Source organism: Paenibacillus baekrokdamisoli (assembly GCF_003945345.1).
In the GTDB taxonomy this organism is placed as follows: Bacteria; Bacillota; Bacilli; order Paenibacillales; family Paenibacillaceae; genus Paenibacillus_Z; species Paenibacillus_Z baekrokdamisoli.
The window spans coordinates 1,218,944-1,244,882 of record NZ_AP019308.1; the positions used below are offsets into that span (position 1 = coordinate 1,218,944).

18 protein-coding genes are annotated in these 25,939 nt (G+C 43.1%); 16 read left to right on the top strand and 2 right to left on the bottom strand.

What is annotated here, in order from left to right:
* Positions 1–25: 25 nt before the first annotated feature.
* From EKN16_RS05230 to EKN16_RS05280, 11 genes are all read left to right on the top strand, one after another.
* Positions 26–706: a PIG-L deacetylase family protein gene (locus tag EKN16_RS05230; RefSeq protein WP_125654277.1), complete on the top strand. Its 681-nt coding sequence runs from the start codon at positions 26–28 to the stop codon at positions 704–706.
* Between the two features lie 14 nt (positions 707–720).
* Positions 721–1,926, top strand: coding sequence for a M24 family metallopeptidase (locus EKN16_RS05235; RefSeq protein ID WP_125654279.1), 1,206 nt, complete (start codon positions 721–723; stop codon positions 1,924–1,926).
* 33 nt (positions 1,927–1,959) lie between these two features.
* Positions 1,960–3,945, top strand: coding sequence for a hypothetical protein (locus EKN16_RS05240; protein WP_125654281.1), 1,986 nt, complete (start codon positions 1,960–1,962; stop codon positions 3,943–3,945).
* A 23-nt stretch (positions 3,946–3,968) separates the two neighbouring features.
* Positions 3,969–4,346: a sensory rhodopsin transducer gene (locus EKN16_RS05245; RefSeq protein WP_125654283.1), complete on the top strand. Its 378-nt coding sequence runs from the start codon at positions 3,969–3,971 to the stop codon at positions 4,344–4,346.
* 19 nt (positions 4,347–4,365) lie between these two features.
* Complete coding sequence (locus tag EKN16_RS05250; protein ID WP_125654285.1) at positions 4,366–7,398, top strand: FlgD immunoglobulin-like domain containing protein; 3,033 nt, start codon at positions 4,366–4,368, stop codon at positions 7,396–7,398.
* A gap of 162 nt (positions 7,399–7,560) precedes the next feature.
* Positions 7,561–8,859: an ABC transporter substrate-binding protein gene (locus tag EKN16_RS05255; RefSeq protein ID WP_125654287.1), complete on the top strand. Its 1,299-nt coding sequence runs from the start codon at positions 7,561–7,563 to the stop codon at positions 8,857–8,859.
* 59 nt (positions 8,860–8,918) lie between these two features.
* On the top strand, positions 8,919–10,643 hold the full coding sequence (locus EKN16_RS05260) for a sensor histidine kinase (RefSeq protein WP_164522682.1): 1,725 nt from the start codon (positions 8,919–8,921) through the stop codon (positions 10,641–10,643).
* Positions 10,618–12,180 carry a response regulator transcription factor gene (locus EKN16_RS05265; RefSeq protein WP_125654291.1) on the top strand — a complete coding sequence of 521 codons (1,563 nt, stop codon included), beginning with the start codon at positions 10,618–10,620 and terminating at the stop codon, positions 12,178–12,180. The genes EKN16_RS05260 and EKN16_RS05265 overlap by 26 nt, the downstream gene beginning before the upstream one ends.
* 25 nt (positions 12,181–12,205) lie before the next feature.
* Positions 12,206–13,327 (top strand): aminotransferase class V-fold PLP-dependent enzyme, encoded by a 1,122-nt coding sequence (locus tag EKN16_RS05270; RefSeq protein WP_125654293.1) that lies wholly within the window; start codon positions 12,206–12,208, stop codon positions 13,325–13,327.
* Positions 13,328–13,343: 16 nt separating this feature from the next.
* Positions 13,344–15,599, top strand: coding sequence for a hypothetical protein (locus EKN16_RS05275; RefSeq protein WP_125654295.1), 2,256 nt, complete (start codon positions 13,344–13,346; stop codon positions 15,597–15,599).
* Positions 15,600–15,636: 37 nt separating this feature from the next.
* Positions 15,637–16,680, top strand: a complete 1,044-nt coding sequence (locus EKN16_RS05280) for a zinc-binding dehydrogenase (RefSeq protein ID WP_125654297.1) — start codon at positions 15,637–15,639, stop codon at positions 16,678–16,680.
* Positions 16,681–16,874: 194 nt separating this feature from the next.
* Here the strand turns inward: EKN16_RS05280 and EKN16_RS05285 are convergent, their stop codons facing one another.
* Together EKN16_RS05285 and EKN16_RS05290 are read right to left on the bottom strand one after the other, a co-directional pair.
* Positions 16,875–17,987 carry an SGNH/GDSL hydrolase family protein gene (locus tag EKN16_RS05285; RefSeq protein ID WP_125654299.1) on the bottom strand — a complete coding sequence of 371 codons (1,113 nt, stop codon included), beginning with the start codon at positions 17,985–17,987 and terminating at the stop codon, positions 16,875–16,877.
* Between the two features lie 27 nt (positions 17,988–18,014).
* Entirely contained in the window at positions 18,015–18,188 is a 174-nt protein-coding gene (locus EKN16_RS05290; RefSeq protein WP_125654301.1) for an excalibur calcium-binding domain-containing protein, read from the bottom strand.
* Between the two features lie 432 nt (positions 18,189–18,620).
* Here EKN16_RS05290 and EKN16_RS05295 point away from each other — a divergent pair, with 432 nt between their 5' ends.
* The 5 genes from EKN16_RS05295 to EKN16_RS05315 all read left to right on the top strand — a co-directional run bounded on the left by EKN16_RS05295 (position 18,621) and on the right by EKN16_RS05315 (position 25,916).
* Positions 18,621–19,802, top strand: coding sequence for an MGDG synthase family glycosyltransferase (locus EKN16_RS05295; RefSeq protein ID WP_125654303.1), 1,182 nt, complete (start codon positions 18,621–18,623; stop codon positions 19,800–19,802).
* The gene (locus tag EKN16_RS05300; protein WP_125654305.1) at positions 19,789–21,006 is read left to right on the top strand and encodes an MFS transporter; all 1,218 of its coding nucleotides are present in this window, start codon (positions 19,789–19,791) and stop codon (positions 21,004–21,006) included. Before EKN16_RS05295 ends, EKN16_RS05300 begins: the two co-directional genes overlap by 14 nt.
* 352 nt (positions 21,007–21,358) lie before the next feature.
* Entirely contained in the window at positions 21,359–22,453 is a 1,095-nt protein-coding gene (locus EKN16_RS05305; protein WP_125654307.1) for an S-layer homology domain-containing protein, read from the top strand.
* 267 nt (positions 22,454–22,720) lie between these two features.
* Complete coding sequence (locus EKN16_RS05310; RefSeq protein ID WP_125654309.1) at positions 22,721–24,493, top strand: sensor histidine kinase; 1,773 nt, start codon at positions 22,721–22,723, stop codon at positions 24,491–24,493.
* On the top strand, positions 24,486–25,916 hold the full coding sequence (locus EKN16_RS05315) for a response regulator transcription factor (RefSeq protein ID WP_125654311.1): 1,431 nt from the start codon (positions 24,486–24,488) through the stop codon (positions 25,914–25,916). The genes EKN16_RS05310 and EKN16_RS05315 overlap by 8 nt, the downstream gene beginning before the upstream one ends.
* Positions 25,917–25,939 lie beyond the last annotated feature (23 nt).

The window sequence follows — 25,939 nt, forward strand, 5'->3', positions numbered from 1 at the left end:
TTCTGTAAAGAAGGGACATACGTATATGTTGAATGTTGAAAGGGCGCTGATTATATGTGCGCATCCGGATGATGAAGTGCTGGGACTGGGCGGTACGATTAAAAAGATGACCAATGCCGGTGTTGAGGTCACTGTTCTGATGTTTGCCAATGGGAATGAGGGCTATACCAGCATGGAGGAAATAGCTACTATCGTTGAAACAAGGCGCATAGAACGTGAAGTGGTCCAGAAAATGCTGAATATTCATCATTATGAAGCCCACAGCTACGAGGATTATGCCATTCCTGCCAATGAAATTACGTATAAAATCTGCATCGAAGCCATTCGTAAATATAAGCCGAATATCGTTTTTACTCACTACTGGCAGGAGTACAATACGCACAAAGCGGTGGCATCGATTGCAACCGATGCATTCTGGCAAGCAGGGTGGAGCTGTTCGTTGGATTTGGGCGAGCCTTGGAAGCCGGATGCTTTGTATTATTTTGAAGTGATCGAGCTGTTGAATCATGTTTCTCATATGGTCGATATTACGGATACCTTTGAAGCGAAAATGGAATCCATGCGGGCCTATGCGTCTCAATGTACCGTTGTTTCCGGAGCTTTGCAGCAAATCGAAGGCAAGGCGCTCATGCGAGGCTCACAAGCCGGGCTGAAATACGGGGAAGCGTTTCTTAAAAGCATCAATAGACCAGAAATTATTTGTTAGGAGAGTGGAAAAAGATGAACAAAATTCCAGCATCCGAGTTTAAAATGAGGATCGATAAGCTGAAAAGCAGCATGAAAAAAGAAAATCTAGATGTTTGCTTCGTATATGGAGATGAGTATCGGAGGGAGAATTTGCGTTATGTCAGCAACTACTGGGCTCTCTTTGAGCGGGGGGCATTAATTGTACCGCTTGAAGGTGAACCAATCTTGCTGGCTGCACCAGAAGGGGAGAAAATTTGCTCCGAAATGAGCGCATGGCCGGACATCCGGGTGATTCCAGACTTTGCCTGTGTAACTGTTCCGGAAGAGATCGAATATCCTCAAGCGGATTATACTGATTTTAATAAAGTGTTTGCTGAGCTTCGGCTGAAGCAGTCGCTGCAAAGAGTGGGAATTATAGGCTTGGATGCTATGTCGCACATTGTTTATTTATCTATTGCCAACTGTTTAAAGGGCAGTGAATTGGTAGATGCCAGCCACTTGCTCTATGAAAGCCGGTTGATCAAGTCTGAGTTCGAGATCGCTTGTCTGAAGGAAGCGGGTCGAATCGCCGATGCTGGTTACAAGGCTTTGTTAATAGCGGCAGCACCGGGGAAAACAGAGCTAGAGCTTGCTGCGGCAGCTCATGAAGCAGCTTTTCGCGAAGGTGCAGAAACGATTCCCTTCTGCCTTGTATCGAGTGGAGAACGTGTCCATACGATTATAGGCAGAGCAACGAATAAAGTGATTGCCGACGGTGAAATGGTGATGGCAGCTTTATCTGTACAGTATGAGGGCTATATTGCGACGATCAACTTTCCTTTTGTAGTTGGAGCCATGACGGAGGATCAGGGCAAATTCATTAGCCTATTAATTGTGGCGAATGAGCTGGCCAAATCCAAGCTGCAGCCGGGTGCAAGCTTAGCTGATTTAGTTAAAACAGTTAAAGATTATTTCCGAATGCAGAATGTAAGTCCTTATGATTTATATCCACCCTTGCATGGCTGCGGGGTAGCTGAGGCGGAATTGCCTTATCCGAACGAAGCTTCGGAGGGTGAATTTGTTCCAGGCATGACGGTCAATACGGATATAAGCTTATTCGGCCATCCAGCAGGCTCCAATCGGATTGAAGAAGGCTTTGTGGTGACGGCACAGGGCAATGAATCCTTGTCGGTTCTGATCGGGGAATTATGCAAGCAATGGAAAGAGCATGGATCTATTGATCCTTTAAATATGAAGTAGTTAGTATATTTCAATGTAAAGGAGAGCTGGGAAATGGGTTCGCATGCTAATTATGCCAGATGGATTTGGGTCGAGTTAATTGGGTTTGATAATGAACATAGTGATTATGCGGTTAAAGCCTATATCGATAATCTCGGATTTGTTCCTGATGCCCTCTCCTTGCTTTTTTTCACTCCAGAGTTTGTCCATAATCATGAGAATATGGAAATAGAGCGGGCACTACCGCGTGAATGCTGTTCCTATACGGCTCGCCCTTATAACAGGGAACGAGCAAGGCAGGCTTGGACCAACCATCAGCTGAGAAATTTAATAGCGGAGCTTCAAAAATATAATATCGCGGTGTATTGCAGCTTTTTTAATATCTACGAGTACAATTTTGATGGAGAGAAATTTAGAGGCGACTGGTCAGATAAGCATAGCTATCTCTGTGAGCGTATGAAGTCAGGGCTGCTGCATGGTTTGTTAAATCCACTGAAGCGCTTTGAGAATCAAACGTATTATGAAGATTTTTTTATAAGCAAGCTGACGCAGGTATTAACTGATTATGGCTTTAATGGCTATCATGGGGCAGATGGTTATACAAGTGGGCGAATTACACTAGCCGAGGGCGATTATTCAGACGATATGGTAGGGCAGTTTATAGCCTCAAGGAAATTGGAGTCTATTGCAGAAATCACCGCTTTTTGTGAAGGGCGGCAAGCTGAATTTGAGCAAAGAGCAGAATGGATCTGGGCGAATCTGCGTGAAGAATGGATAGCTTTCTATGCGGACCGTTGGGAACTGTTTTGGCAAAAGGTCGTAGCTGCCGTTCATCGGGATCATCGCAAGGTCGTGTTTAATACGGCTTGGACCCGAGATCCGTTTGAGGCCTTATATCGTTACGGAGTGGATTACAGACGAATTGCGAACACCGGCATCGATGGTTTTGTAGTGGAAACCGTAGGCGCTTCCTTAATCATGGGTGCGGGAGGCGTGGAAATGAATCCGCACTACGATTTCCTCGCTATGCTCATGACGATTAAAGCCTACGTGCCGAAGGTCGATTTATACTGCTTGAATGCAATTCAAGATACGACTGAGCGATGGGATGCTTTACGGCATGCGCCAACGATTCTGGAACGGGATATTTATTCGCTTTCCAATGTATTCTGGATGAATGAAGCTGGCGCGTTAAATCGCTGCTCCACCGGATTCGTCGCCTGTCTCTCAGACGGTATTCATCATCACGAATGGAAATGGATCCATAATCGCTGGAATCTTGCCTTTGGCGAGGGTCCGAAACAGATTCTTGGAGCGACAATGATCTGGTCGGATTATGCCTTTAACAATCAATTATCTGACTATGTGAGAACTAGAGGCTGGTCGACTCATAAGCTGCTTCATGAGCTGATTTCAAGAGGAGCTCCCATTCATTCGATAGTGAATATTAAATTTCTCGAGCAAGCACATGGGGCCATTCTTGTGCCTCATTCACATCTTCTATCCGAAGATGAACGGAGAGCCGTATCCGCTTATAGCAACGGACCTGTAATTATGATCGGTCCAGAGCTTAGTGACATTCAAGAAGATCAGCTTAGCTGCGCTGTATACGGCGAGAAGGGTCGCTTAGACCAAAGCTTCACGGCTGATCAAGAGTTGCTAACAGCGGATGAACTTAAAGATATTAATGATCCAAAATACTGGGTGCACGAGCTCTATTTTCAGAGGATTTCGGATGATTTCTTACAGAAATGTGCAAATGTCATTGGCGAGCATACCGGTTCACCACAAATTCTTCAAGGTGCAGCCGTTATAGAGGTAACCGCTTTGCAATTGTCAGACAATTATATTCGTCTATTCATCGGAAATGATCATGTGAATTACAGCGAAGCCAGAATTGAAATGGGAAAGCGGATTGTGACGATCGCGATTCGTACAGATTTCCCGGGAACGCCTGTTATTCCAGAAGGGAAATGCTTTAACGTAAGAGTGCCGGGCAGAGGTATTGTGGTTCTGGATGTCGCAACGGAAACGAATTAAGAAGATTACAGGAGGGAAGAACAATGGCAAATCACGGTAAAAAAAGCTGGTATATTGTCGATGGGTGGCTGCCGAGCCAAGCAGAATTGCAGAACTCATTCTATGAAGGACATGAAGCCGTAATGATTCTAAACTGCCATCCTGTTGATGCGGAGGTCATCATGGATATTTATTATGAGGATAAAGAGCCTATTGAAGGAATCCGCATTCATGTTCCGGCCAAAAGAGTGAAGTGTCTCCGGATGGATCACCCTGAGGAAATAGGCGGTATCGCACTGCAGAAGCATGAACAATACTCCTTAAAGATAACAAGCTCGGTTGAAGTTATCGTGCAATATGGAAGAATGGACGTCACTCAATCAAATCTCGCCTATATCGGAATGATGGGTTATTCAGAATAGAAAAGGAGATGAATCGTAGATGAGGAAAATGTACGGGTTTGTTTTAGGCGTTATGGTGCTCACAGCTTTAATGCTATTTGGTTCAAAGGTTAGTTATGCAGCGAATGTTGCCGTACAGGATACCGATAGCAGCTTCGTCTATTATAACGGGATATCGAGTGCCGCTGATAGTACGACTGCAGATAACTCCAGTGCTAAAATGATGAATAACAGCCTTAATTGGAACATTACGTATTTAAAGACTGATTTAAGCCTACTCAAGCCCGGCATATCCTATGATATCTACTTTAAAGTAAAGGTGAAGCATGCGGCTGCATCTCCAACAGGGGCAGCGTTTAAGCTGGGTGTTTGGGATAACACGAATCTTTCCTATGTACTAGCCGAGAAGGTTATCCCAGCATCCAATACCCAGAATATGGTGTGGAAAGAATATAGAATCGGTACATTTAAGCCTAATTCCAGTGTTAACCAGTTAGTGTTTTATGTAGCTGGAGCTAATAATATGGCGCAAGTATCTGAAATCTACGTAGATTCTATTATTTTTAAAGAGCATGCTTCGTATATTATCCAAAATAGCAGCTTTGATTTATATAATGATTCTATTGGCGCTACAATTGCGGATGGATTGCCGAGTGATAACAGCGCGGCTGTCTTAAATAACGGTGTGATTCAGGAATGGAATGTCCAGGCGCCAATTGATTCAGCTAAGATTGAGGCTGGCGTCCCATACAAAATCGAAATGGTGGTTTATCCTCAATATACGAATTGGGATACATCCACAGGAGATGTATTCGGGTACTTGGTGTATGACAACACAGCCGCTGCCTATGCGATTAGTCCAACCGTTGTGAAATCAACGGATTGGCCCGTCAGCTTGAAATTCCCGACTTATTTTGGTGTGACTACAGCAGCCGTAACACTCGATCCTACCCATACTTATCATGTAGCCTTCTTTAAAGTAAATAATGCTGCCGGCTTCCCTGCGGTAAGAATTGATAAAGTAATCATCGAGAAAGCGACTATTGATGATAATCCAAGTCAATCTATTTCAGCCTATCCCTATAAAATTTCTCCTTCTAATCAGGATGGAATGAATGACAGTACGCAAATCACATATACTTTGCCTTCTACACAAACCATTGATTTGAAGATATACAATACAGCTGACAACTCATTAATAAAAACGTTAACAAATGGAGTCAGTCAGTCGGGTACGAATACTATCATTTGGGATGGTAAGAACACGGCTGGACAGATCGTTCCAAATGGTTTGTATGTAGCAAAAGTATCCAATTCTACTGGGACTTTATTCGCGAAAAATATTCAAGTCATAACTGGAATAACTCTAGCAGTTCCGCCAGTGAATACATCAAGTAATTTATTTCCAAGAATTGTATGGTTTGCCGGGGAGCTAGTGCCTTATTATAGTCCGGCTGCATCAACATATATGAATTCAACCTTCAGTGATATTAAGAATATGAATGCGAATACGGTGGCTATGGTCAATATGTCCCGTAAAACTCCAGCAGATTATGCGATGTATTTGGATACGGCAAGCACCCATGGGTTAAAAGTGATTGCAATGCCAGATCCCGAATCAGCCTATCTGAATGAGGCTCTAGCAAATGATGAAGCAGCCATGTACAGTTATTTAACTGATTTAATTGCACCTATAAGATATAAAAGTGCTCTTCTGAATTATTATTTAAGAGATGAACCAACAGATGATGCCAAGACAGTGGACAATTTAAAAGATATGAAGCGAATGCTGGAGACTATTGATCCGGTTCACCCCGTATCCCTCGTGTTCGAGGACATTAAATCGGTATCCAGCCTTTATTCTCAACTAACTCCTTTTTCTTTAATCGAAGATGTTTATCCCGCTAAGGAAGGGGAACCCATTGGGAAATTTGGCGCAGGCGTTTGGGATTATACCGAGCAAATGGACTATTTCGATTTGCAAATCAGAAAAAACATTAGTAATCCTGCACCCTATTGGAATGTAGTACAAACTTTTGGCGGAACCGGCACTAGCTGGAGAATTCCAACCGCTGCAGAACTAAGAGCCATGACCTATTTGGCGATCGGGCATGATGCAAAGGGGACTGGAAGCTTTATCTACCAATCTCAACAAGGCTGGAAGGGAATAGTAGATAATAATTATAATCATACAGCGGCTTATACAGCCTTTCAAACGCTGTTTGCCGAGATATCATCGATGGAAACTACAGTGAAAAATATGAAAGTTATAGGGAATGCCGCGAGTACAATTGGGGGTGGCCTGGTTGTTAGCGGTGTTACAATAAACGCCAGTGCGGACGTTACTACTCATATAGATAAGGTAACTGGCGATAAGTATCTTGTAGTGGTCAATCGTGACTGCACGGCCTCGCAAAATGTAACGATAACAATTGATCGAGCCAAGCTGGGCATGGATATATCCGCAATCACAAACGTTTATGATAATTCAACTATTTCTTACACCACGAATGCAAGCAATTATCAAATCATTAATTTGAATTTTGCTCCTGGTGCGGGAAAACTATTAAAATTGGTGAAGAGCAGTGCATATTATACAGGACAAGATTCATCTTTTAGTATATGGAATGGAGCGACTATTAATAATGCCGATGTGTCGGCTTCTGATTCAAAAACGGCAATGAAAGTCGTTACGGCAACGAATGGATGGGATTTTCAGTGGTTTTGGGATAAATCTCAGCTGGTGCCTGGAGTGACCTATCAAATATATGCGGTGGTTAAAATTCGATACGCTAACGATGAGATTACAACCAATCCTTATAGTTCTCCTCCCTTAACTCCAACAGGAAATGCCATTGAAGCGGGTGTGTATGACGTTACAGCCGGAACTCAAATTGGTACGCCAGTTGCTGTATCAGCAGCCAATATGAAGAATATGCTTTGGCAAACAATTAAAGTAGGGACATTTATACCGTCACAAACGAATTCGCAATATGTATACATTTCTCCAGCTAATAATATGAGCAACGTAAATGCAGTCTATGTCGATAAATTTTATTTTATACCGGCTTAAACAGCTGCTCCTTTTGATGAAAAAATTATTGGGTATACCATGCATGCAACCATTTTCCGAATATTTTTATATTACTCCCGAATAAATTCTAACTATGTTGAACCTTAGGATGTTATGTTATAGAGGGAGTATGCTTCCAATGTAGTTCGTTTAGGGGGTTCTATGGGCATACGAAGAAAAGATTATTTCTTGCTGGTATTACTTATTTCTACCTTAATGACCTTTTGCGGATGCTCCTCTAATAAACAACCTTCTGTGCTGCCGTCTCAGGAAACGGAAACAGCAGGAAACGGAAGCGAGAACGAACCGGTTATGATTCGTTTGGCGACGGCAATGGATCCAGCAAGGCTAGATCCGTATAAAAAAATGATTAATTTATGGAATACAGAGCATCCCCATATTCAGGTCGAATTGGAGAATACACCTTATACGGATTACTGGCAGAAGCTGCGAATTATGACGGCGTCCAATTCAATGCCTGATGTATGGGTATTTACTCCAGGTGTTGGAGCACATTGGCTGCGGAATGATCAGATCCTTTCATTGGATCCGTTTATTAAAGATGATCCCACACTTAATCTGCAAGATTTTAATAAAATGATGATTGAATATATGACATACAAGGGAAGTATCTATGGATTTCCCTATGACGTTTCAGCTCAGGTGTTGTTTTACAACAAAGATCTGTTTGATCAAGCACAGCTGGAATACCCGACGAATCAATGGACTTTTGAGGACGTTCGTAATGCGGCGAAGAAGTTTGTGAAATTAAAGTCGGATAAAGGACAAGTATACGGATTGTTGTCTACCATTAACGGAGATTGGACAGCGGATTCTTATTATCGCGCTTTTGGAGGATCGCTGATTACTGATGATGGAAAAGTAGGGATCAATACTAAAGGTGGAATAGCAGCGCTGCAGTATTTCAAGGACAACATTAAGCTGGGGATTACCCCTAAGCCAGGGCCGGGTCAATCCTCCCGTCCCATTTGGAACAATGGATTGGCCGCAATGATGGCAGATGGAGGATGGGCAATTCCTTCATTTAAGGATGTAGATTTTCATTGGGATATGGTAAGGCTGCCAGCAGGTCCGGCAGGTCAATTCACCACAGGACTAGGTGGAACCTTTGTGATTAGCAAACAAACCAAGTACCCGAAGGAAGCCTATGAGATTCTCAAGTATTTGACGAGTACGGACAGTCTTAATGAAATTGTGACCAAGACGGAAGCTGGTGTTCCTGGACGTATATCATCATCAGCAGAATTGACACCAGTTATGAAGAAGTACGCTGACCTGATTAATAATGCAATTCCTTATAATGCTTTGGATGGATCGTTGGAGCTGCAAGACATTTTATCGAAGGAAATTGAACAGCTTCTGTATGGCATTAAGACACCAGAAGAGATTGCCCAGTTCATTGAGAAGAATGGAAATAAAGCACTGCAAGCGAAAAATTAGCGATCGTATACACGAGGGTGAGCACAATGAAGCTGTCTTCTAGGAGTTTAGTTACACAGATGCTCTTATATTTTTCTTTGCTAGTGTTAACCCCGTTGATCATTATCATCCTATTAAGCTATGCCACCTTTACCCGAAGTATGGGAGAAGAAATAAAGAAGTCGATCCAACAATCGATTAATTATGAGGTCGATAAGCTAGAGGTGTATTATTCAGTTCTTACCGAATTGACCAACAATATCGTGAACTATGAGGAGTTATGGAGGCTTCTTGAAAAGCAAGATTCTATTGCCAAGGATGATGATTCGGCAGTGACTGTGAATAAACTTGATATTTCGGAGTCTTTGAGAATTCTGAAGAATTCTCGAAATGACGTGATGGATATTGGTTTATTCACCAAGTCCGGTGGTGTGTTTCATTCTGTGCTGTATGACTATAATCCGGGCAGTATTTTTCTGAAGGAAAGTAAGCTTTTGCAATCATCTTGGTATCAGGATTTTAATAATCATGGGCTGGTGAGAGGGATTTATCGTTCTTCTGAAGATCGTATGGTGTTTCTCAGTCGAATCAATAATCCCCGAACATTTACGGATTTTTATGGGACACTGATTTATGAACTGGATATAAAGTTCTTTGATCAAATTTTTCAGGAGAATGCTAACCAATATCAATCCTCGATTTATTTGTTTAATGAGCAAGATGAGCTGATTTATTCTAAGGGAGATGCGATAGCTTCACAGAAACTGCAGGTTATTCGCAGCTCAGACATCGCCGCAATGGCCAAGAATAGCAACAAGTATTTAGTAGTAAGTAAACATTCTCATTCAACCAATTGGTCTACTTACGAGGTTGTTCCTTACAAGACAATGATGAAGGATGCTAATTCACTTAGAAATACTTCTTTTTTATTGGTTCTTGTCAGTTATTTTGCTGCGGTATGCGTAACATTTTTCTTAGGACATCAAGTGGTAAGACCGCTGAAAAAGCTAATGATAGCCATGAGGCAGCTTGGATCCGGCTTCCAAGGCATCACTATGAAAGTAAATGGACCCGTAGAAGTCCAGGAAATTACGAAACGATTTAATACCATGGAGCTGCAAATTGGCAGGTTGATTACGAATGTTGTGGAGGAACAGCAGAAGGTTCGGGAGGCAGATCTTTCGGCTTTGCAAGCGCAAATTCATCCGCACTTTTTATACAATACACTTAATTTAATTGTTTTTCTAGCCCGTAAGAATAAAGTAAATGAAATTCAATCGTTAACGGGTTCCTTGATCGAATTCTTGCAAAATTCACTCAAGACTAATCGCTTCGTTGACACGATCGCTAATGAGCTTCGGATGATAGAGCATTATGTCCTGCTCCATCAGCATCGCGCGGAAGGAAAGGTTAGCCTATTCATCGAGGCGGATCTTGATTTGCTGGGCATCCATATCCCAAAATTTATTCTACAACCATTAGTAGAGAATGCGATTTTCCATGGTATATATCCCAAGGATGGACATGGCAGCATTAGAATTGTCGTTCAAAGAATCGGCAATCTATGTGAAATTAGAGTGATTGATGATGGGGTTGGCTTGAATTCGCAGCTTATTCCCGAACCCCATAAGGGTCTTGGCATGAAAAATGTAAGACAGCGCTTTTTGAATTATTTCTCAGAAGGAAATTCGGGTATGGACGTTGCGAGCAAGCCTGGGATAGGAACAGTAATCGTATTATTCTTTCAAATAACACAACTCGGGCAGGTGGTGATGAAAGATGAAGACCGTACTGATCGTGGATGATGAAGCGTTTGTAAGGGAAGAGCTCAATGAGCGAATTGACTGGAAGAAGTATGGATATAAGCGAGTAATTGAAGCAGATAACGGAAGCAGGGGCTTGGAGTGCTTCAAGCGAGAAAGCCCGGACTTGGTATTTACAGATATCCGTATGCCGGTCATGGATGGCATTACATTTTGTTCTGAATTAAAGAAGCTTAATCAACATGTCAAAATTGTCGTGCTCAGCTCTTATATGGATTTTGATTATGTACGTCAGGCCTTTAAGCTCGGTGTTGTTGACTATCTGCCGAAGCATCAAATGGAAGATCATCATGTGTCGGCATTATTCCAACGTTTAGCAGAGGCAGACAAAGGAGAGAATCAAGTCGTCAATATACTCGGGAAAAGAGTCCATTTGCGACATTGGTTAATGGATCCTCAAGCCTCCGAATCTTCTGTAAGTCTAAAGGAACAATACGTTCCACCTTTAAACTCCAAGCTTATGCTATTGCAGATGCGGGTTGATGATTACAACTGGCGCAAGCAAGCTTCTCCTGTTTGGCGAAATCCAAGGGAGATAGAAAAGCAAATTGTTCAAATGGTGAATAAAGCGGCATTAGAGTTAAAAGTAGAAATGACAGATGTTAATGAAGATATTATATTAATGGTTTGCGCCTTTCCTGAGACTTCAACCCACTCCTTCCTATACTCACATATGCGTAACTTCGCACAAACTATGCAGAATTTAATGGATGATCAGCTGAGAATTAGCGTTTCCATACTCTATTCCCCGGGCTCGGTTTCAGGCAAAGAGCTGCCTGCTGCATTCGAGAAAATAAGACTTGAATCCAAGCGAATACATCACGAAAAGGAAATAAGATCGATCGACCAAGTAAATAAAGCATTCGTGCTGCAAGCGGTAAGACCAGATTCAATTGAAGAGCTTCGAGCTCTTATCCGTGCAGGTGAAGTCGACAAAGTAAAGCAAATTCTGCAAGTGCTTTGGTTGGAGCAAGCTCCTTTGATGGAAACGCGGCAGATCGGAATTTGTTTCAGAAAGCTCCTCAGAGAGCTTTATCGGATTTATCAAGAGAATACCAGCATGCAAGAAGAATATACGGATCTATCTCTCGTTTCTTTGGATCATTTTACAACATTTGAAGGCTTGTTCGAATGGTCCTTTTCTGTTGCAAAAAAGCTGCTTGACGAAGTAGCCGTGACAGCAGGCAGCAGAGTTAAGGACAAAAAAATCCACGAAATATTAGATTATCTCCATGCCAATCCGGAGGAAGATTTAGGCTTAAACGCGATTGCTGAAAAATTTCATTTCAATAAATCCTACTTGTCCGAAATGTTCAAGCTGAAGGTAGGTACTACTTACACCCGTTACACGACTAATATTCGTATGGAGCTGGCTAAGCAATGGCTCGAGACATCTGACTTGTCGATTCAAGAAATCAGTGAACGAATTGGCTTTAATGATGCAGCTTATTTTATCAAAACCTTTCGGATTTATATGGGAAAATCTCCCGAAAAGTTTCGCAAGAGTATGAATAAATAAAATAATCATAAAAGGAAGTATTGAAATGAATCCACTTATCGAAAAAACTGCATTTATTGGACTGATGGATCACACCTGGTTTTATAGTGGAGCTGAATCACCGCCTCACCAGGGGTGTATGGATGCGGTTAATGAATATATGATGGCTCGCACTCTGGGACCGGATGGTCGTGAACGCAATACCCAGGTAGAGCAGACCTGCAAGAGTAATATTGCCCAACTGCTTAAGGGAAAGCCCGCAGATATTGCGTTTCTCTCTAATTCTTCCGAGGCCATTTCAATGATAGCCCAATCATTAGTATTGGAAAAGGGCGATAATATCGTGATCAATACCTTGGAATTTCCCTCTGGCATTCTGCCATGGCTTCTACTAAAAGATAAAGGTGTGGAGGTTCGTATCGTCAATCATGCCAATTGGGAAATATCCGTGGAAGATATCATGAACCAAGTCGATTCGCATACCAAGCTGGTTATGACCAGCCATGTAAGTTATTTATCAGGTGCCAGATTGGATTATAAAGCGCTATACGCTCAGCTTAAGACAACAGAAGCCTTATTATTGCTGGATATTACACAGTCACTCGGTGCCGTAGCGGTTGATATGAATCATGCGGATTTCGTTGTATGCAGCTCCTATAAATGGTTGCTGTCCATACATGGATTATCGATATTGGGTATTAACCCAGCCCGTGCTGCTCGATTTAATTCACGTTCTATAGGCTGGCGCAGTGTAACCGATATGTTTGGGCCTAATCGATTTGAGGCATTTGATTTCCATGCGGATGCACGTCGATTTGAACTAGGCTTTCCGAGCTATCCGACGATTTATGCAACTAATTTTTCGACGAGTCTGCTTTTGGAGATCGGGGAAAGCCGCATTGAGTCTCATATTCTCGAGCTAGGCAGGTATTTAATAGATCAGTTAACCGAGTTGGGTTATGAGATTATGACACCGTCAGATCCAGAAAGAAGAGCCGGAAATATATGTATCGTTGCGAAGCATGGAGATAAGATTGCCGAGAATTTACGCAAGCAGCGGGTATATATTTGGGGCGGAGATGGCAGATTCCGTGTGTCATTGCATGTATTCAATGATAAGGAGGATATCGATAAGCTGGTTTTATTACTTGGAATGAAACAACTATAGAGGGGGAATAGCTCCAATGATGCACAATTCAATAATGATCAGGGATCGACTCCGTGAGGCAAATCAAAGTTCGCTACATAAGGAACGGAGAAAAGCACATCGGTTTGTTCGAGCCTTAAATACCCATGCCCTTCCAAGGGAAGAAGAATTGAAAATAGCGGGAAATTGGCTAATTTATTCTAATGATTCAATCCCAGGTATGGTTGAAGCCATAACAGATCTAAAAGAATATTGGCTTAAAAGCGGACTATCCCTATCTGATGATGCAAGTCAGATGATAGGCATACAGTTGCGTGTGGATATAGAGGACGGTTGCTTTACACGATTGGTAACAGCCGAACGAATTGAAATAATGGCGAGCACAATGAAGGGGATTTGGGCGGGGATCGTTCATTTACAGCAGGAGCTATCTGCGCGACAAGCTCCTTTTTTAAAAGCAGGCTTAATTGAATGCCAGCCATCTTGGAAAATACAAGTCAGTCAGTCTCCATTTGGCTCCAACTATTTGGTTCCGGATTTATCTGAAACTTATTTGTCCAATGATGCCTTTCGCATGCTGGCACATTCAGGAATCAATGGGATGATCATTTATGGAGATTGGCTGTGTTATGTCCAAAGCAGCATTTACCCCGAATTGAATTGTGTAGATTATGAGCGGAATATCATGCAGCTGCGGGATGCAATCGAACGCGCCAAACGATATGGGGTACAGCTGTTTTATGTGCCTGTAAGCCCTAAATTAGCGATGGATCATCCGTTGTTTGTGAAGTATCCGAAATCACGGGGAGCACAAAATTTCTCCGGTTTATCTGAAAACTCGCCTAAAATTTTTAATTTGTGCTCATCTGATCCAACGACACTCGCCTTTCATGGTGAGGTAATGGCTAATTTATTCAAAGAAGCACCGGATTTGGGCGGACTGATCCTGATTATTGGCGGCGAATCCTACTATCACTGTTTTATGCGACCCGATAAAAATGGGCTTGAAGCACATGAGAGAACCAATTGTCCTGGGTGTAAGGCTTATGCGCCTGAAGTAGTTGTCAATGGACTGCTTGCAGCAACCGAGGAGGCCGTTCATCGGGTTAAAGCAGATGCCTGGATCATGGCTTGGCCCTATAGTGCCTTTTTCTGGTCGAGTGACCCGGCGCAGCTGCAGCTTCTGGAGAATATGCCGGAGGAAGTGGCTTTGTTAAGCACGATTGAAAAGGATGAATGGTTACAAAAGGATGGATACCAAAAGTCGATTTGGGATTACAGCATTGATTTTACAGGTCCTGCGGGAAATTTAATTCAACAAGCTGAAATAATTAAAACCCGTGAGATGCAGCTAGTTGTAAAGACCGAAACAGCGCTGGGGCTCGAGTGTATCCAGTACCCATATATGCCTAGTTTACAACGGCTTGCCGAGAAATGGCGCCATGTAAGTGAGTTGAATCCAGATGGTGTAGTGCAATCATGGATGTTCTTCGGTATGTGGGGCTCGCGAGCGGAGGAGTTGGGCTGGTGGGCATCATGGCATCCAGAAAAAACCACGGATGAAGTATTAGTGCTGATGGCAAGCAGGGATTTTGCCGAGAATGCGTCAACGATGATTCAAGTATGGTCTTACCTAAGTGAAGCTGCCGGACATTTCCCTTATGTAGCCCATTATTTCACGGGGCCGGAGTTTCTTGGACCTGCGCATCCTTTCTTTTTTGAGGATCCTGTACCGCTTCCGATCGAATTCACTTCACTTTTATATTATTTACAAGAGAATGAAGAAAGCTTTTCTTCGACAGTTACTGATATTCGGCAAACCCTCTTATTGGATCGTTTTCCACATGCGATGCTGAAGGAGGTATTCAAAGCAGATGAGGGACGAGAAGTCTCGCAGCTTGTTATCGCCGAATATGAAGCTGCCGTTGCAGCGTCAGAGAAGGCCTATCTTTTAATTAAAGACATACCGCTTCCAGAGGATCCGATTTTGCTGCAATCATTACAGGAGGAATCGCTGCTATGTGAGCTAATCTATCGAACCTTTGTCACAACCGCTCATACGTATCGATTTTTATTGCTTAAAGAGCAGTTAGCTGAATCGCCTAATGAGGCTGCTTTTGCAGAAATGAAGGAAATTGTGAAAGACGAGCTTGAGAATACACGGCATGCCCGACATATTTTTCAAGAAGCACCTTGGCTGGATTTGGCTTTGCGTTTGGATGGTAAGTATCCTTCGAGTATTCAGATGATTGATTCTAAGCTCGTCATGATGGAACAAGGCTCCACATTTTGACAAGCAGACGCGTGGAAAAAACCGGAGGGATCATAGGATGAATACATTGGTTTGGACAGCTGTTGAAGAAATGAGCTGGGAGCATCGGGATGCACCGCATCTGCAAGAAGATGAAGTATTGATTCAAGTTGAGGTTGTAGGTATTTGCGGTTCTGAAATAGAAGGCTATCTGGGACATAATAGTTTGCGTATTCCACCCTTGATCATGGGGCATGAATTCTGTGGGCGGATTGCTCAGCTGGGAACGGGGATAGCAGAGGATAGTGGAATTAAGCTTGGAGTTAAAGTGGTCGTCAATCCTTTGTTATTCTGCGGGAAGTGTCTTAGCTGTGAGAAAGGGCTGACACAGCTTTGTGAAAAACGTGCTGTTATTGGTATCCATCGACCAGGAGCATTTAGCGAATGGGTTGCTGTTCCTGCGAGTGCTGTTGTTGTCTTACCTGATACAATTAGCTCCTTTCGGGCCGCATTAGCAGAGCCTCTAGCCTGTTCTGTAAGAGCGACAAGACGAGCATTGGAGCATCATCCTATGGCGAATGTCGTTGTTTTTGGTGCTGGAGGGATTGGATTGCTGTGCGCGAAAATGGCTCGGATCTTAGGTGCGGATCAGATCATAGTCGTGGATACGAATCCAGAGCGCTTGCAAATTGCTATGGCTAATGGTGTGAATGCTGTGATTAATCCGAAAGAAGAAGATATAGGGGCAAGGATTAAATCAATGGCTGGCAGAAAAGGTGTAAATGTAGTGATTGATGCGGCTGGCTTTCAACCAACAAGGGAAACTGCGGTTATGCTGCTTAATCCAGGCGGAACCTTAATGAATATAGGCTTAGGGATTGACGCCACTAGCTTGCCGATTAACTATACCATTCGAAGTGAAATCGAAATAAAGGGATCGTTTAGCTATACTAAACAGGACTTTCAGGATGCCGTTAATTTATTAATTGATGGAAAAATAACAGAAGCAGGTTGGACGGAAGTACGCCCCATGTCTGAGGGAGGCCATGCCTTTGCCGAACTGGTAGCTGGAAAAGTGATGAATGGAAAGATATTCCTGACCTTAAGCGAAGGAGTATTCTAATGGCTGCGAGTTGAATTAGCAGTCTCAATTTGATTTGCCGCTTGCTCAGACAATCCTGTCTGAGCAAGCGACAATTATTCCTCACTAATCAAGAACGAGAGATGATGGTTGGAACAATAAAGTGAAACCATACCATGCAATGGTTAGTTTAAGGACTGCCTCCGGATCATCCTCTATCTAATAATTTTTCGAAATTACAACCATTCTTTTAGCAGCTCTCTGAAAATTGGCTCGAGAGATTGAGCCATACGCTTGAAGCCAAGATCTGTTGGGTGGACGCCGTCTACAGTACACTCTTCGGCATCTTCTTCACCGAGCAAGGTGAAGCCATCCACGAAATGGATGTTGCGATCTCCTTCACTTCGCAGCCGTTCCACTGTTGTTTTTTGGATTTCCTTTCTGTCCTCATGCAATCTCAGCATATCTTGGTAGAAACGATCGCCAGAATAATGAATTTTTGAAATTACTATAATCGGTACGATAGGATGGCGCTCACGAAGGATACGGATAAATGACGGTAACGTACTGGCTATTTCCTCAACTGTTCCTGAATTGGCCTCATAGTCGAGAACGAGAAGAGCAGGATTGGGTATATCAGCAACCGTTCGAGCTACCTCTGCTTCACCTCTCCCGCTGCCAGAAAAACCAAGGTTAATAAACTCTAGCGGAATGGAACGGCTCAAAATGTTTGTATACGCCATACCCGGTCTTGTTGCACAACCGCCTTGTGTAATGGATGTACCGTAGATGACTATTGGATTTTTGCTTGCATACTGAGGAGCCGAGATAATATGCGCATCTTCATCAACACCGATTAATACCTCTTCGACCCCTTGATACAAGGGGAAATTTAAAGTAACACAAAACTCCCGCTTCGTTTTCCAATTGTATAATAATGCTTCATATTCGGACTTCAAATGATCAAAGCTGGTAGTACTCAAAAAGTGCTGGTTTCCAGGCTCACCCAGATAGCAGTCGAACCCGCATTGTCCTGTTGCAGGCATATGATACATATCAGCAGGTCCGGTAAGCTTAACTCTGATCGACAGATTTGAGGAGTTGGTTATAAATCGAATTTGTCCTCCTGCAGTACAATTTGCCAGTGCATCGACTGCCGGAGGCAGAGGATCCTTAGGTGAGGATGGGAGACGACGGTATTTCTTTTCATGATCCAGCCATGCAAATCCAGCAATTTGAAAAGGAGCTTCAAGTGGCGATAACCATTTTAAAGAATCATCTCCGTTTTTCTTAATACTCATATTTGAATCCAGTTTAATAGCGTTAATTGGTTTAGGTTGATCCGGCATAAGCTTTCATCTCCTATTAAAAAGTATTTAACGTTCACATGCAATCATGTCATTATCGCGATCACTTTTTTTATTAGCGTCATAGATTTCCTTTGAAACAAATGGTTTATATTTGGTTTTTCCACCTTTGTTTTTCGCGGAAGAAGAGCGAGCAACGCCTCCTTTATATACTTTATTTAGCTCCACATTCCCTTCAATAATATACTCCTAGTATAGATCATAATTCAATGAAACATTAATAAAAAATACCAGATTTGGATATGGAGAAATAGTATTGCATAGATAGGAGGAACAAGACGTTCTTTGATTGATTCGATTGCAGTGAGCAGAACAAAAGCAGCTCGTTCCTTCATCTGGGAACGAGCTGCTTTTGTTAACATGTAATGACTTTTCAGCCCTTGTTCAGTATATAGGAGAGTGAAATCTCGGTTGAGGGTTTGACTTGGACCATATTGTGAATCAGGATCATAAATTTGACCAAAAGGAGAATAATAAACCAAACTGTTGCAAGGCATCTAGCCGGTCGGGCCACTCCGCTTAACAATCATTTAAGATTTTTTTCATCGGAGGTTAACTATTGGGGATTAGAATTAGGAAGAAGGCATCCAAACATCCCGAAAGGAAGTTGATCTCATGAAAAAAGATCCTTGCATCTTAATCCTTTATTCTTCCTTCGGTGAAGGGCACATTCAGGCGTCGCTTGCAATCCAAAAACAGCTCGCCTCCATTGGAGTCCTCAAGGTTCATTTGGTAGATCTGCTCGCGGAAGCTCACCCCGTCTGGAACGCTTTCTCGCGGTTTTGTTATATAAGTAGCATGTCTCGATTTCCTAGCTTATACGGTTATTTGTATAGTCGGACGAACCGGATCACACCGGACGAGACTTATAGCAAGTTGATTCATCGGATCGGCAAAGGCAAGCTCAAAGAGACGATTGAAAGGATTAAGCCGGATGCAGTCGTCCATACGTTCCCATTCCTGGGGATGGAGATCTTAAAGGATGAAGAAGGTTATACGATTCCGACGTTTACCGTCATGACGGACTTCGTCCTTCATGCAAGATGGCTGCATGAGCATACAGACCGCTATTTCGTCGCGACGGAAGCATTGAAGCAAGAGATGCTCGCGGCTGGAATCGGCGGCAGCCGCATTACCGTGACCGGCATACCCATTAGGGAAGCTTTCGAAAAACCGCAATCCAAAGAAAAGTTGTTCCGAAAGCATGGACTGAATCCCCATTCTAAGTTTGCACTAATCGCTGCGGGGGCATTCGGCGTGCTGGCGGACGTCGAATGGATGACGAACGAAGCTCTCCGGATCACTGAATACGAAATCATTATCGTTTGCGGGCGTAACCAAAAGTTACGGGATCACTTGTCAGCAATTTTTCGGGAAGAGCCCCGGGTTCGCATTTTGGGGTACGTTGATTATGTGGAAGAATTGATGGCCGTTTCTTCCTGCATGTTGACCAAAGCCGGAGGACTTACATTGTCTGAAGCGCTAAGTTTGTCCCTGCCCGTAATCGTCTACCGTCCGATACCTGGACAGGAGCAGGGCAATGCGGAGATGCTATCCGCCTTAGGAACCGTTCGGATCGCGAATAGCCCGGAAGAGTTGACGAAAGAGCTCCTTAGAATGCAGGAAGAACCGAACCGGTACCGGATCCGCGAAGCGATGCAAGCCCTCTACCGTCCGGGAGCCGCGCGTTCAATCGCGGACGAAGTCATCCGAATGATGGAACAAAGCGAACTTCCCATTCCAGTCCTTCCTTTGCGGGTGAGTCGAAAGGCGGTTCGCGTCCATGGATATCGCTAACGAATCGGTAAGATTAAGAATCGGCTTGAAGAACAATTTTCGCAGGCTCGCACTGGCGCTGTTTTTTGCGGAATTCATCCGGGGAGCGTTACTTGTCGTATTGCTTCCGTCTTACGGGGCATCGCATCTAGGTTTCTCACTATCCATTATCGGAACGGCCGTATCGTTGCATTATTTAATTGATTCTTTCATTAAAGGCTTCGTCGGCTATTTGCTCGATAAGCTATCGCCACGACTAGTCCTAAACGTAGGGTTCTTGTTGTCAGCATTGGGCATTGGCCTTCTGATGACTGCCCCGAACGTATGGGTGTTCTTGACCGGAGCAGGATTGGTTGGTGCCGGGTTCTCCCCTTTATGGCTCATGTGCCTCGGCCAAGTGGAGGAAGAGAGCCGCGCTGCGCAGATGGGAAAGCTCTACATCTATTGGTTGGCCGGGCTAGGGCTAGGACCCGTCTCCATCGGATACATGATAGATATCGGCTATGGAACGGCTTTCGCCGCAATCTTCTGCCTGTGTTTCATCGGCTGGATGATAAGCGGGATGACTGCGATAACGATGAGCGCCAACACCGAAGACAAAGTTACTCTTCGTCAACAATTGACCGGCCTTTGGCGGAGGATGAGCAAAGGCGGCTTCCTATTGCCAGGGATGCTGCTTCAGACCCTGGCTGGAGGCATGCTTGTGCCCGTTCTCTCGTCTTTCGTCGCGGAACGTCTTGCGTTCTCCCACACGCAATTTTCGATTTTGTTAATGACCGGCGGCGCTTGCGTGATCGGTTTGCTCATTCCGATGGGCAAGTTATTCGACCGGTTCGGAGGAAAATGGTTTTTGGCGGGCGGCTTTGGAGCTTTCGCATTAGCTCTCTACGGGTTGACCCAAGTGACGACTTTCCTAGCCGCTGAAGCGTTGACGTTAGGGATGGGTGTTGCCTATGCCGCGCTGCTTCCGGCTTGGAATACTCTGATGGCCAGTTACGTTCCGGAGAATTCCAAAGGAATGGGATGGGGAATTTTTTCGTCCGTCGAAGGGCTCGGGGTCGTCTTCGGGCCGCTACTAGGAAGCTGGCTTGCGAGCGGCGGTCACCTTAGCCGTCCCTTCATGATTAGCGCTTTCTTGTTCGCCGTCATAGGCATCGTTTACGCGTTCTCACCTTCCCGGTTATATAGAAACGGAGCGTATCGGGGCGCTTCCGGCCGAACCTAGGATATAGTGAGGAAGAATTATGGAAAATTCAAATAGAGGGAATTTGTCCGCGCTTGCTTGAATATCTGGAGAAATTGATATTAAAAGAGCGAGGGAAGGAAAATCTGAAAAAGATCGTATGAATGAAATAAGCATAATCGTAACAGTTTCCTGTGAACTGCCGCGATTATGCTTTTATTTTTTGCAAAATCCCAAACCTTGGCGGCATGATCAGGCCATTTCGCCCACTTTCAATAAATGCTCAGCTCATGCTCAGGTCCTTTTCAGGGATCGCTCAGATTTATTTCAGATAAGGGGTCTATACTTGTCCTTGTAACAAACAATAACATACCCGAGAGGTGGAACTACTATCATGAGAGCAATAAGCAAAAAATTCATCGCCGGTACTCTTCTTACTACTTGTCTTTTCAGCGCAGGAAGCGTCATGCACGCTTCTCAAGCATTCGCTGCAACACCAAATTTAAAACATAACGCAGCCGTTGCTGCTGTTAACCAAAGCGGATTTCAAGACAGCAAAGTAGTCAAAGGATGCGCAAAAGTGCTTGGAGTTGACGAAGCATCCGTTACCAAAGAATTGAAAAAAGGCAAAACCTTGTCTCAATTAGCAACAGAGAAAGGTCTGAAGAAAGACGCATTCCTGCAAAAGCTGAAAAATGCCGTAGCTACTTCCATCGACGCTGACGTTACTGCCGGCGCCATGACAAAGGCTCAAGCAGATCAACAAAAAAACATCCTGCCTGACCACTTGAAAAAGCAAATCGATAATGCGAGCTTCGGAAGCACTCTTGTAAAAAACGATCCGACCCTTGTTCAGCCGCAAAACAATAACACTGTCGCAACAGTTGTCAATACGAACAATGAAAACAATGGTTTGATCGATATCAATAATCACTGGGCGGTAAAATCCATTAAGGATCTGGTAGCGAAAGGCATTCTGCAAGGAGACCAGAACAAACGCTTCAACCCGGATTCAACTGTAACTCGTGAAGCACTGGCTGCCATGCTGTCCAGAAGCTTTAACTTACATGCAGATACATCTGCGGCTCCAAGTATCTCCGATGTACCGCAAGACAGATGGTCATACAAAAACATCGCAGCAACTAAAGAATTCTTTGATATGAAAAAAGACCCACAGGGCAATGAAAGCTTCAATCCTACAGCGGGTGCAAAACGCGAGGACGTAGTCGTTTCCATGGTGAAAGTGCTGATAAAGAAAAAACCTTCGGTTACCCTGATGAATGCTGTTTCCGCCGACAATCTGCTTAAAGAGAAATTCAAGGATGAGGGCAGCATTCCGGTTGAACTTCGTCCTTACGTAGCTACAGCCGTTCAGTGCAATTTAATCCAAGGGGACGCTCAAGGACATTTCGCTCCTACACATACCATTACCCGCGCAGAAACAGCTACTTTGCTGGATCGCATGCTCAGCAGCAACACAGTAAAATAATATATTTCTGCGCAAAAGGCATACCCTGATGGGTATGCCTTTTGCATGCTGGAATAACCTTCTATCTAGTTCAGAATAGACTTTTTCTTTTTGAACTTTATTTTCTCTAAAAGTGAGTTGTTTCACAAGTGAAAACTAAGGTAAGGTCCTAGGGGACCGCCTCTGTATCCTATAATAATATTGTTTCCATTTAGCGGTAATGATATATTTGGGTGAAATTAGCAAGTTACATACTACAATCTTCCATCAAATTAAGGAGGGAATTCGATGGATTATCTGAAGAGAAGGCCCATTAAGCTTCAATTATTAATGATATTTATTCTTTTCGTAATGGTTGTCTCAGTGGTCATGCTCTTGACTTATTTTCAATCTAAGAAAGTGATTTATCAGAAAAATGAAGAGTATTCGATCGAGCTGCTGGATAAAATTACCCAATACATCGAATCTCAAATCGAGAATATAGATGGGCTGGTCATCAATACCTCTTACAATATGGATGTTCATCAGTATTTAAAATCCTCTGATCTGATCGATAAGATTGATTTATTTAAAAAGGTCGACTCCCAAATTACAACGATTAGTCAGCTTAAGAACGGGATAGTGGAAATTACCATTATTGGGAAAAATGGTAATAATGTGAACCTCATGTCAGACAAAAACAAGAGAAAAGCTGTTTTCGATACCATTACTGAAATGAAAAATAGTCCGGATCTACGATTGAAACCTTATTATGCGGGATTAAAGGAGATGGCCGTTAACGGTGTCAGCCATCAATATTTTGTAATCGGTTCCCGAATTAATAACATATTCCCTTCGTATACGCTAGGTTATTTTATTGTCATATTGGATTTGAATGCACTATTTCCTAAATTTACCACAATGCTCGAGAATGGCTTCGGTAACTTCTATGTACTGGATCGCAATGGAACGGTTTCCTCGAGCAACGATATACCAATGATCGGGAAAAAGCTGGATACCTCCGCGATTAAAGATAATCAAGAATATATCATTCAAACAACGGAGTTGACTGATCTTCAGGGGAGAATAGTGAACATCTACTCGAAACAGGATTTGTTCCGGGGATTAGAAAAAATCAAGGTGTTTTATTGGTGGATTATGGTTATTTTCATCCCTTTTATGTGTTTGCTGCTTTGGGTAATTAGCCGCAACGTACTTGAGCCGATTAAGACATTCATGAGGTTTATTCAGATCCAAAAGGTCAAAAACATCTATCACGGCCAGAAGAGAATCGAATTGATAGGATATAACGAGATAATGATAATGGCTGAGAGGTTCAATGGCATGTTGGATGAAATTGATCAATTGACGGATGAGGTCATTACATCCAAAACAGGAATTATGAAATTGGGATTGCTTAAGAAGCAGGCTGAGCTCGCGTTCTTAAAGCTGCAGGTAAATCCTCATTTTTTGTACAATATGCTAGAGTCGTTAAGAGGAATGGCCAGTGAAGCCGGTGCGATGGAAATACGGGATATGGTTGCAGCTCTGGGCAAGATGCTTCGCTATAGTATTAAAGGTCAGGATGTAGTTAAACTCAGTGAAGAACTGGATATTGCAAAGTCTTATTTAATGCTGCAGCAGTTCAGATTCGACGACCGGTTTGAGGTTCATATCGAGTTTCCAGAGGACTTATTAAGCTGTAGGGTCATCAAGATGATCCTTCAGCCTATTTTGGAAAATGCGATAACTCATGGACTTGAGAACAGAATGGTAAAAGGGAATTTGTGGCTCGGAGGAAAGACGACACTTGATGGTGATATCGTCATATGGATTAAGGATGATGGTCTTGGAATGACAAATCAAAAATTGGATTCAATCCAAGCAGAATTGGCTGCAGGTGAGGACTTTCTTGAGCGTATCCACAAACATGATAATGAACATCTTGGAATCGTAAACGTTCATAATCGCATAAGAACGGCTTATGGCAACCCTTATGGATTAATGATTACCAGCGAAAAGGATAAAGGTACAGAGGTTGAGTTATTGCTGCCGCAGATGGGAGAAGAAGCTAATGCTTAAAGTGCTGCTTATAGATGATGAGAAATGGATTGTAAGAAGCTTGAAGTCAATCGTGAACTGGAAATCTCTCGGATATGAGATCATAGCTGAAGCATTTAATGGAATTGAAGGATACGAGAAAATAAAACAACTTTCTCCGGATCTGGTGTTTACCGATATTCGTATGCCAGGTATGGATGGGTTGGAATTAATAAGGAAAAGCAATGAATTGAATAGAGATATCAGCTTTATTGTGACGTCTGGGTATAAGGAGTTCGAATATGCCAGAAGGGCGATTCAATATGGAGCGCTATCCTATTGTGTAAAACCGTTTGATGAAGTTGAAATTTCAGAGGTATTGGACCAATTTAACAAGAAGAAGCAAAGGACTAGAGCCATCCTCCACATGGAATTGTTGAATATGTTACAAGAGAACGAAGGATATTCGAATAAGCTGCTGCTAGAAACTATGAGCAAATTAGGCTTTGTGTGGGAAGAGAGAATCGGTGCGGTTGCCATCGTCGTTGTCGGTAATGCTCCTCTACAAATTCCAGATGGCGTACCATATATTGCTGTACAGATAGGCAGAAGTCTGAAAGCCTATATCATTCGAGGCGACTACACTACAGAACTGACAGATTCGCTCTCTGCAGAGCCTCTTGAAGAGATTGCAGGCATCGGAATTGGAAGCTGTGTGAATGATCCCGCGGACTTGATCAACTCGATTCGAGATGCCAGTGTCGCAGCGCATTGCTTCTTTATCACTGGAAATAAAGGAATATGGAATGCTGCTTCTCCAAGCGGTAATTTGGACAAGGTAAAGGAGATTCTATGGAAGCTTAATCAGACGCGGAATACGGAGCTTGTCAATGAACTGACCGGAACAATCGAATCATTGATTGCCGAGGGATGCTTTACGATCAGGAATGCAATGACTCTGTATAATATGGTCTTATTCAATGTTTACAATTTGGAAGAAGAGCAATTATCGTCCTATCAGCAACTATCAAATAGATTCAGTCATGTGAACGAGATGATCACTTATTTAAAATCGCTGCTCCTGGCCCACTACAAACTTTCCTTCACGCCAAGCCCCAAAAGCCTTCCCCCCACCACATTTGACAAAATTGTGGCGTATATAGACGAGCATTTCAAAGAGGATCTATCTCTTCAGATGATATCCGAAAGACTGAACCTGAATCCGAGTTATGTTAGTCAATTGTTTCGAAAAGAAGCCTCCGAAACCTTCCTGCAGTATCTGACCAAGAAAAGAATAGCCTATGCTTGTAGATTATTAAACGAAACGGGTCTTTCCATCCAAGAAGTATCGGAAAACTCGGGCTTCATGGACTACTTCCACTTTGCCAAAACATTCAAAAAATGCAAGGGTCTAACTGCGTCTCATTATCGGGAAGCTAATCGTGATGATTCGAGTAAAATATAGACATAACTACACTAACATTTGAA

Coding starts and splice junctions, on each gene's coding strand:
- EKN16_RS05310 (WP_125654309.1), top strand. CDS start 22,721: ATGGATTATCTGAAGAGAAGGCCCATTAAGCTTCAATTATTAATGATA.
- EKN16_RS05295 (WP_125654303.1), top strand. CDS start 18,621: ATGAAAAAAGATCCTTGCATCTTAATCCTTTATTCTTCCTTCGGTGAA.
- EKN16_RS05280 (WP_125654297.1), top strand. CDS start 15,637: ATGAATACATTGGTTTGGACAGCTGTTGAAGAAATGAGCTGGGAGCAT.
- EKN16_RS05240 (WP_125654281.1), top strand. CDS start 1,960: ATGGGTTCGCATGCTAATTATGCCAGATGGATTTGGGTCGAGTTAATT.
- EKN16_RS05275 (WP_125654295.1), top strand. CDS start 13,344: ATGATGCACAATTCAATAATGATCAGGGATCGACTCCGTGAGGCAAAT.
- EKN16_RS05250 (WP_125654285.1), top strand. CDS start 4,366: ATGAGGAAAATGTACGGGTTTGTTTTAGGCGTTATGGTGCTCACAGCT.
- EKN16_RS05285 (WP_125654299.1), bottom strand. CDS start 17,987: ATGCCGGATCAACCTAAACCAATTAACGCTATTAAACTGGATTCAAAT.
- EKN16_RS05230 (WP_125654277.1), top strand. CDS start 26: ATGTTGAATGTTGAAAGGGCGCTGATTATATGTGCGCATCCGGATGAT.
- EKN16_RS05315 (WP_125654311.1), top strand. CDS start 24,486: ATGCTTAAAGTGCTGCTTATAGATGATGAGAAATGGATTGTAAGAAGC.
- EKN16_RS05300 (WP_125654305.1), top strand. CDS start 19,789: ATGGATATCGCTAACGAATCGGTAAGATTAAGAATCGGCTTGAAGAAC.
- EKN16_RS05235 (WP_125654279.1), top strand. CDS start 721: ATGAACAAAATTCCAGCATCCGAGTTTAAAATGAGGATCGATAAGCTG.
- EKN16_RS05305 (WP_125654307.1), top strand. CDS start 21,359: ATGAGAGCAATAAGCAAAAAATTCATCGCCGGTACTCTTCTTACTACT.
- EKN16_RS05265 (WP_125654291.1), top strand. CDS start 10,618: ATGAAGACCGTACTGATCGTGGATGATGAAGCGTTTGTAAGGGAAGAG.
- EKN16_RS05255 (WP_125654287.1), top strand. CDS start 7,561: ATGGGCATACGAAGAAAAGATTATTTCTTGCTGGTATTACTTATTTCT.
- EKN16_RS05270 (WP_125654293.1), top strand. CDS start 12,206: ATGAATCCACTTATCGAAAAAACTGCATTTATTGGACTGATGGATCAC.
- EKN16_RS05260 (WP_164522682.1), top strand. CDS start 8,919: ATGCTCTTATATTTTTCTTTGCTAGTGTTAACCCCGTTGATCATTATC.
- EKN16_RS05245 (WP_125654283.1), top strand. CDS start 3,969: ATGGCAAATCACGGTAAAAAAAGCTGGTATATTGTCGATGGGTGGCTG.